General features: G+C 58.1%; 8 protein-coding genes. 4 read left to right on the top strand and 4 right to left on the bottom strand.

What is annotated here, in order from left to right; genetic code table 11:
- Positions 1-203 (top strand): transposase (locus tag KIP88_RS41045; protein ID WP_214493795.1); only part of this gene is annotated, 203 nt, incomplete at its 5' end.
- Positions 204-466: 263 nt separating this feature from the next.
- Here KIP88_RS41045 and KIP88_RS41040 read toward each other — a convergent pair.
- From KIP88_RS41040 to KIP88_RS41025, 4 genes are all read right to left on the bottom strand, one after another.
- Complete coding sequence (locus KIP88_RS41040; RefSeq protein ID WP_214493794.1) at positions 467-2,128, bottom strand: MFS transporter; 1,662 nt, start codon at positions 2,126-2,128, stop codon at positions 467-469.
- Positions 2,125-2,418, bottom strand: coding sequence for a hypothetical protein (locus KIP88_RS41035; RefSeq protein WP_214493793.1), 294 nt, complete (start codon positions 2,416-2,418; stop codon positions 2,125-2,127). The genes KIP88_RS41040 and KIP88_RS41035 overlap by 4 nt, the downstream gene beginning before the upstream one ends.
- 33 nt (positions 2,419-2,451) lie before the next feature.
- On the bottom strand, positions 2,452-3,900 hold the full coding sequence (locus KIP88_RS41030; RefSeq protein ID WP_214493792.1) for an aspartate ammonia-lyase: 1,449 nt from the start codon (positions 3,898-3,900) through the stop codon (positions 2,452-2,454).
- A 357-nt stretch (positions 3,901-4,257) separates the two neighbouring features.
- On the bottom strand, positions 4,258-4,734 hold the full coding sequence (locus KIP88_RS41025) for an Lrp/AsnC family transcriptional regulator (protein WP_214493791.1): 477 nt from the start codon (positions 4,732-4,734) through the stop codon (positions 4,258-4,260).
- A gap of 184 nt (positions 4,735-4,918) precedes the next feature.
- On the opposite strand from KIP88_RS41025, the gene KIP88_RS41020 reads away from it, so the two are divergent.
- From KIP88_RS41020 to KIP88_RS48015, 3 genes are all read left to right on the top strand, one after another.
- On the top strand, positions 4,919-6,397 hold the full coding sequence (locus KIP88_RS41020; protein ID WP_214493798.1) for an NAD-dependent succinate-semialdehyde dehydrogenase: 1,479 nt from the start codon (positions 4,919-4,921) through the stop codon (positions 6,395-6,397).
- Between the two features lie 10 nt (positions 6,398-6,407).
- Complete coding sequence (locus tag KIP88_RS41015) at positions 6,408-7,799, top strand: aminotransferase (RefSeq protein WP_214493790.1); 1,392 nt, start codon at positions 6,408-6,410, stop codon at positions 7,797-7,799.
- A gap of 70 nt (positions 7,800-7,869) precedes the next feature.
- Positions 7,870-7,995 carry a hypothetical protein gene (locus KIP88_RS48015; RefSeq protein ID WP_283848575.1) on the top strand — a complete coding sequence of 42 codons (126 nt, stop codon included), beginning with the start codon at positions 7,870-7,872 and terminating at the stop codon, positions 7,993-7,995.
- The last annotated feature ends 293 nt before the right edge of the window (positions 7,996-8,288 follow it).

The raw sequence follows: 8,288 nt of genomic DNA, 5'->3' as shown, positions 1-8,288 counted from the left end.
GCGCGATCGCCGTCATCCCCAATAACCCTTCACGTGCGCTCAAATATCCGCTCGACAAGCATCTCTATGCCCAGCGCCATCTCGTGGAATGCTGCTTCTCAAAACTCAAGCAGTTCCGCCGCGTCGCAACCCGCTTCGAAAAGACCGCCCGAAACTATCGGGCCGTCGTTACTCTCGCCGCCATCGTCCTATGGCTCCGCTAAATGTCCACACCACCTAGGGGATGTTTCCTCCCTGACTTGATGGGCCACTCTTCGGAGTGGCCCATCTTTTTTAAAAGGATTCGTTAAATCCGCTCACCTCAGAGTCGCCGTGGAATGCGGAGATTATCCCGAGCAGTGATTCCGAGAGCTGGCCTCGGGCTTTGACCTGATGGCAAGCCTGCGCACGAGTTCCGCTTTAATCAGAAATATCGGCGCACATCGTCGTTGTTGGGCGACCAGGAATTCCTCCCGCTGGTAGCAAATCAACGGGGGAGGACTTCATTAGTAGCGCGGTCAGGCACATCTTCATTCCAGCGCACCGATCCGAAGGGGCGCTCCAGCATGCGGCGAACGCGCACAGGCTCAGGCCCAATATGGAAATTACTCGCCTGGCGATCCAGCGCGCGCTCCGACCTCGTCGAGCGGCTACGTTGGCGCAAGTAATCCAGCCATGTCGGGCAGTGATAGCGCTCAGTCCATAGCTCGGGATCGGCGATGTCGCGCGCAATAGACCAGCCATATGCTCCGTTGCGCTGGCGGTAGAGCTGTACATCTTGCATCACGTTGTGAAAGGCGCGCGCATTCTCCGGCGCAACGCGGTATTCGATTTCGACCACCAGTGGCCCGCTGCGGTTCGTAAGCGGGAGCCGCACCTCGGGATCCGCCAGCACCTCGGCATCCTCGCCGCGCGCGCTGATGCGGGGCATTTGCAACCACAGCCCAAGCAGCGGCAAAAGCAGCATCAGCGCGGCGGATACGAGCAGTGCTACCTCGACGCCGACAGCGTCGGTAAGGCGACCCCAGCCCCAGCTGCCGATGGCAACTCCGCCGGAGAACGCAGTCTGCCAGGCCGCAACCGATCGGCCGGCGACCCAGCGGGGCGCCGACAGCTGCACGCCAATGCTGAACAGCGTCCACACGATCGTAAAGACGATACCCGCCAGAACCAGCGCAGCGGCGGTGAGAACCGGTTCGCGGCTGAGCGCGACCGCCACCGTCGCGGCGCCCATCGAAAGAGTGCAGGCGCGCACCGCGGCCTCGCCGCTCATGCGCCTACGCATTTCGCCGATGTTGAGCGCTCCGACTACCGAGCCAAGTCCGAGCGCGCAGAGCATGATGCCGTAGGTTTGCGCCCCGCCGTGCAACAGGTCGCGGACGACCAGCGGCAGCAGCGCCGTAATAGAACTACCGACAACACCGGCTGCCATGGTACGGGTAAGCACGATCTTGATGGATGGCGAATTGGTAATATACCGCACGCCCGAGATGATGGCGCGGCTCAGCTGTTCGCGCGGTAACCGCGACGGCTCAGCCGCACGTTTCCACAAGAACAGCGCCACTATCAGCGGCAGATACAGAAGCGCGTTGAGGGCAAAGGCGGCCACTGCGCCTGCGGTCGCAACCACAATGCCGCCGATCGCGGGCCCGAAACTGCGCGCGATATTGTAGCTGATGCCGTTGAGCGCCACTGCCGACGGCAACATCTCGCCCGGCACCTGCTCGCTGACAGAGGATTGCCAGGCCGGCCCCAACAATGCCATTCCGCTGCCGACTACAAAGCAAAACATCAGCAATAGATTCGGCGTAGTAAGACCCAGCCAATCGAGGACTGTCAGTGCGGCCGCACCGCAAAGCGCGATCGAGAGCGCAATCAGCGCCACGACACGGCGGTCATACATGTCCGCAACAGCCCCGGCGGGTATCGCGATCAGCATCACCGGCAGCATCAAGGCCGTCTGTACCAGGGCGACATTGCCGGCCGAGGAGGTCATCTCCGTCATCGCCCAGGCCGCACCGACGCCCTGAATCAGGATGCCCAAGTTAGAAAACAGGCTCGCCAACCAGATGCGCCGGAAAAAAGGATGGCGCAGGGGCGCGGTGATGCCATCGGTGCTGAACGTCTGCGGTTTGGGCGGAGCGGTCATCTCGGGTCCTGGGTCGCCTGCGACGGATTGATGCGGGACCAGATCGATAGCGGTTCGGATACCTTGTCCGCCGGCAAGGGAGCAAGCGCGTTTTCCACCAAGTCTGCTTTGCGCAGTTTGAGTACGAAAGCATTACAAGGCCCGCTAGCGCCCTGGGGTGTTCTTGGCAATGGGGACTTGCCGCCTCTCGAGCGAAAAGCCGTCTGGGCAGAGTTCGACGCCGTCAGGTTCGGCATGTCCTGTTCGGCCATTGTATCGACTACGAAATTGCCGTCCGAAGCGATGAACATTGCACTATTATCGCGCTGGCCCGAGGCGCGAACCTACTTGGTCAGCTGAACCTCGGATGGACGTGTTGAAATATCGAGTTCCTGCGCTTTCCAAGGTCTTGTCAGAGTGGATGGATCCCGCAACTGATTGAGCAATTCGGGTGGAAGGTGCAGCTCTGATTGGAGGACGTCCCAAATCGTCTGACCGCTCTTTAGTGTCGCCCTCGCAACATCCGACGCGCGCTCATATCCGATCAGTGGGGTGAGGGCTGTTACGACCGCCGTGCTTGCCTCCAGATGCTCGCGGCATCGTTCCACATTGGCTGTTATCCCGACAATGCACTTTTCGCGAAGCACTCGGGCGGCGTTAGCCAGAAGAGAAATTGATTGGAGCATGCTGTACGCGATCACCGGCTCCATTACGTTGAGCTGGAGCTGGCCTGCCTCGGCGGCGAACGTTATAGTCAGGTCCGCGCCGATGACCTGGAAGGCAACCTGATTCACCACTTCAGGAATAACCGGATTAACTTTGCCCGGCATTATAGACGAGCCCGGCTGGAGGACCGGGAGATTGATTTCGGCCAAGCCACCCCTGGGTCCGCTTGAGAGCAGTCTCAGATCATTCGAGATCTTGGAGAGCTTTGTCGCGGTGCGCTTCAACATCCCGGAGAACAGGACAAACAATCCCGTGTCCCAGCACGCCTCGATCAGATTGCTAGCTGCGACGAATGGAAGCTCAGTCAGTCGAGAGAGTTCTTCCACAACGATAGCGGCGTAGTCCGGCTTTGTATTGATTCCAGTACCGATGGCGGTGCCTCCGAGATTCACCTCCAAGAAGAAAGAGACGAGCTCTTCCAGCCGGACGACGTCTTCCCGTATTGTCGTTGCAAAGGCCGCAAACTCCTGGCCGAGCGTCATTGGGACTGCGTCCTGCAACTGAGTGCGGCCCAGCTTTACGATGCCCGCGAACTCAGATCCCTTTCGCTCCAGCTCATCGGCAAGCTGGCGAAGCTCTCGATCCAAAGACCGATGCGCCAATAAAATGGAAAGTCGAATAGCAGTTGGATAGACGTCGTTCGTCGACTGAGAAAGGTTGATATCATCGTTCGGATGAATGACGTCGTAGCGGCCGCGAGCAAATCCCAGGCGCTCGAGCGCTCTGTTTGCGATCACCTCGTTCATATTCATGTTGGTGGACGTTCCTGCGCCACCTTGAAACACATCGATGGGGAAATCGGCGGTCAAGTCGCCGGCAGTGATATCATCGCAGGCGGCGGCAATTACGGTAGCTTTGCTGGCCGGAATATCGCCAAGCTTCGCGTTGGTCAGAACGGCAGCTTTTTTAACTATCGCCAGCGCGTGGATGAGTTGCGAAAGGTGGCTAACCGAAATTCCTGAGATGGAAAAATTTCTGATCGCTCGCACTGTCTGAGCGCCATAATAAGCTTCGCTCGGGACCTCCACCTCTCCTAGACTATCGACCTCGCGGCGTGTCTTGCCCATTCTTGCTCTCTTTGCGCGGCGTTACGGCGCGCTGTGTCCGAAATTGAAGCCGCAGTGACTGCTGTGTTGGAATGACGTCATCGGAGTTCTCGGCCCTCAAGCCATGCGCAGACACAATGGCGCGCGCTCGACGATAACCTTGTGATCGCCGGCATTGGTTCTCGAAGAGAGCTCGCAATTAGCCCGATGCGATGTTTGCGGATATCAATCTCCTTTGGAACACCAATCTGAAAGGGGCTCAGCTCAAGTGTTCACAGACCGCAAAATAGAAGAGTCGCTGTGCGGATTTCTTGCATTCTATGCGAATAAGCGATGAAAAAGCGCGCAAACGGTTTGAAGCGCGGTCAGACTTCCGCATCAATCCTCTGGGGGAGCCTCAATTGGAATTGCGAAGCCCGCCTTTACCCGGTCCATTACGACCATCGTCTTGAAGCCCTTGATGTCCGGGTTCTCATAGAAGAATCGTCTAGTGAACTGCTCATAATGTTCCATCGTGCGCGCGGTGATGTATAGGACAAAGTCAGCGTCGCCGGTGACGTAAAATCCATTGACCACCTCACCCGACGCTTTGATGGCCTTCTTAAATCTGTCGATGATATCTGCACGCTCCCGCTCCAGACTCACCATCACAAGCATCTGAATAGGTCTTCCTACCGCCTTCGCCGAAACGATTGAGACATCGGCCTCGATGATGCCGTCCGAGCGGAGCCTCTTCAGTCGTCGTTGACACGCGGTGGCGGAAAGCCCGGCCATTTCGCCGATCACCTCGGAGGTGAGGCGGTTGTTCTTCTGTACGATCTCGAGAATGCGGGCGTCGGTTCTGTCGTATTGCATAGTTGGGCTCCAAGTGAATTTCGTCGCAAAATGCCTTTGTCATGCAGGAAACCATCCGACCGGCAGCAATATCCGGCGCAAATGTATCGGCAGCATTAGTATCCTGATTGCTTAGGTGATTTCAACAAATGACCGCTGGGACGCTCAAATGGTCTTTCAAACCGTTCGGCACAAAAGTCCACCTTTGGCCGGACTTGCTGCAAGGCACCTCCAGGATCTTCGTCGTCGCGACTTCGTCGCAGGCGCTGCGCTCATCGACGGTCGCTGGATTGCCGGCGAGCAAAGAGACGCCGTAGTCGACCCGGCTACTGGGGAAGAGATCGCGGAGGTTGCTCGCTGCGGCGCTGCGGATATGAATCTGGCGATCGCAGCAGCTGAACGAGCCTTTGCCGGGTGGCGAGAATTGCTGCCTGCAAAGCGTGGGGCGATTCTTAAGTCCTGGGCGTCATTGTTGCTCGACCATTCGGATGAGCTCGCGGTCCTGGTGACGAGCGAACAAGGCAAGCCGCTCGGTGAGGCGCGGTACGAGATCGCGTACGCCGCCGGGTTTCTCGAGTGGTTTGCCGCTGAGGGGGAGCGTGCATACGGAGAGACGATCCCCAGCCACAAACCTGCAAGTCTGCTTCAGGTTCGAATACAGCCGGTCGGTGCCGCCGCGGCGATCACTCCGTGGAATTTTCCTGTTGCCATGATCACAAGAAAGGCCGGAGCGGCTCTTGCCGCTGGCTGCCCGATCATTGTGAAGCCTGCTCCCGAGACGCCGCTTTCTGCCCTTGCTGTGGCCAGGTTGGCTGAAGAGGCCGGGATCCCGCCGGGTGTGTTTCAGGTGCTCGTCGGTAATCCCATCGAGCTTTCGGCGCCTTTGCTGCGCGATACAAGAATACGCGCTCTTTCGTTCACCGGTTCAACCGAAGTGGGTCGCCTGCTTCTGAAGGGTGCGGCCGAGACCATAAAGAAGGTGTCGCTAGAACTTGGAGGGCATGCCCCCCTTCTCATCTTTGATGACGTCGATCTTGACAAGGCCGTCAAGGGCGCAATGGCCGCAAAGTTCGCTACGTCGGGTCAGGACTGCTTGGCCGCTAACCGCATCTACGTCCAAAGAGGCATCTATGATGCCTTTGTCGATGCCTTTGCTGCGGCGATAACTCAACTCAAGGTAGGTCACGGGCTGGAGCCTGCAACAGACATCGGGCCAATGACAAAGTTGTCGGTCGCTAACAAGTGCATGAGCCAAATCGACGATGCGGTGAGAAGGGGGGCGCGAGCCAGTTCCGCGTATCAAGACGGCAGTCTAGGTTCGAACTTCGTTCCTCCGACGCTGCTGAGCGACGTCACTGAAGACATGCTCATTGCACGTGAGGAAACATTTGGCCCGGTCGCCGCTGTGCTGCCGTTCGACTCAGAAGAGGAAGTCGTTGCTCGTGCCAATGCCAGCGAAATGGGGCTAGCTGGATACGTCTACACGGACAGCCTGCGTCGAGCGCTCCGACTGTCTGAGCGGCTCGAGTACGGCATGGTGGGAATCAATACAGCGTCGTTCACAGGCCCGCCTATTCCGTTTGGCGGATGGAAGCAGTCTGGGCTTGGTCGCGAAGGGTCGCGGCACGGCTTAGCGGAATACATGGAACTCAAATACGTCTGCTTTGGCGATTTGGCGGCTTAGGAGAACCAGGATGATTGATATTAAGACCATCGCTGAACGAGATCGCTCGAGCGTTCTGCATCCCTTCACTCAGCTCAAGGAATTCGCCAGTGGTAAGATGGGGGGTCCCACAATTGTTACAGGCGGCAAAGGCATCTGTATCAAAGACGCGGAGGGGCGCAGTTACATCGACGGTTTTGCCGGTCTGTATTGTGTAAATATCGGCTACGGTCGCACCGAAGTGGCTGAGGCCATCGCTCGGCAAGCCTACAAGCTCGCGTACTATCACACTTATGCGGCTCACACGACCGAAGAGCTGGCGACCTTGTCGGATCGTCTCGTGCGAATGGCGCCGGGTAAGCCGAGCAAAGTATTCTTTGGCTTGTCCGGATCAGATGCCAACGAAACGCAAGCCAAGCTCGTCTGGTATTACAACAATCTACGTGGGCAGCCGAAGAAAAAGAAGATTATCTCACGCGAGCGCGGCTATCATGGCTGCTCGGTCATTTCCGGTTCGATGACCGGTATGTCGTTCTACCATGATCACATGGACCTTCCATTTCCAGGTATTCTGCACACGGGAGCGCCGCACCATTATTGGGGCGCCGAGCCGGGCGAGACGGAAGAGTCGTTTTCTCGCCGGCGTGCAGCCGAGCTTGAAGAGCTGATCGTGCGAGAAGGGCCCGAGACAATCGGCGCCTTCATTGCTGAGCCGGTGCTGGGTACGGGCGGGATCACACCGCCTCCGAGCGGTTACTGGCGTGAAATCCAGGCCGTGCTCAGGCGCTACGATGTTCTTCTGATCGCCGACGAGGTGATTTGCGGATTCGGTCGAACCGGCGCCGACTTTGGTAGCACGCTGTACGGGATGGAGCCCGACCTGGTGACGGTCGCGAAAGGTCTGACCTCCGGCTACATGCCGCTCTCAGGAGCGATCGTCGGTGAGAAGGTTTACGCGGTCATGGAGGAAGCCGCGGATCGGGTGGGGGCGTTTTCGCATGGATATACCTATTCCGGCCATCCGATTGCGGCCGCCGCGGCCAACGCGGTCCTTGATATTGTCGAGAAGGAGCGACTGAGCGATCGCGCGAGGATCGTCGGATCGCACTTCCAAAAGCGGCTCAAGGAACGGTTTGCACAGCTGGAGATTGTCGGGGAAGTTAGAGGCGTGGGCCTGCTTGGCGCCGTCGAGTTCGTTGCGGATCGTCAGACAAAACGGCGATTTGATCCGCAGCTCATAGTGGGCGCCCGCATCTCGAAGGCCGCTCGCGATCTGGGGCTTATTGCACGCGCAATGCCGCACGGAGACATTCTTGGTTTTGCGCCACCTCTCATTGTGTCGGAAGATGAAATAGACGAAATTGTGGATCTGGCATATCGGGCAACCAAACAAGTGATGGATGAACTCGCGAATGTGAAGTGAGTGCAGCGGGCTTGTGACTGACATCCCGCTCGGAAGGCGTCTTGAAATACTCGCTGGAGATGGGGTGTTGATGAAGGGGGTGCTCCTCTATCGAAAGCACACCAACTCCGGCCAGTGTGAAGGCCGTTTTATGCGCGAAAAGGACCTCAATATCGGCCCACAGGCCGATGTGATTACCGCGCCGCGACTGACTTAGCAAAACCGAGGGACGATTTCGAAGCCGCTGCCCTCGGGCGACCGTGAGCACAACGGGGCGGATCCGGATGGCCGCTCAATGGTCGCATTAGCTGCTGATGCTTTCGCTTCAGATGCCAAATTGGAACGCAGGGCATTCCCCAAACGTTGACTCATAGATCGCGGTGTTGGGTCACCACGCTAAAGACGGGCACAATGATATCAAGTGAACGACCGAGCCACGCGCGACGGCGCGGGGTGTCGAAAATCTGCTCAACGGTCGTTGATTTGCGGAATTGCGGCGCCTTTGGTCGG

The sequence above is a fragment of the Bradyrhizobium sp. SRL28 genome (assembly GCF_018596315.1).
Lineage (GTDB): Bacteria > Pseudomonadota > Alphaproteobacteria > Rhizobiales > Xanthobacteraceae > Bradyrhizobium.
The sequence above is the reverse complement of the archived record's forward strand: the minus strand, read 5'-3'. Positions and strand labels throughout refer to the sequence as shown.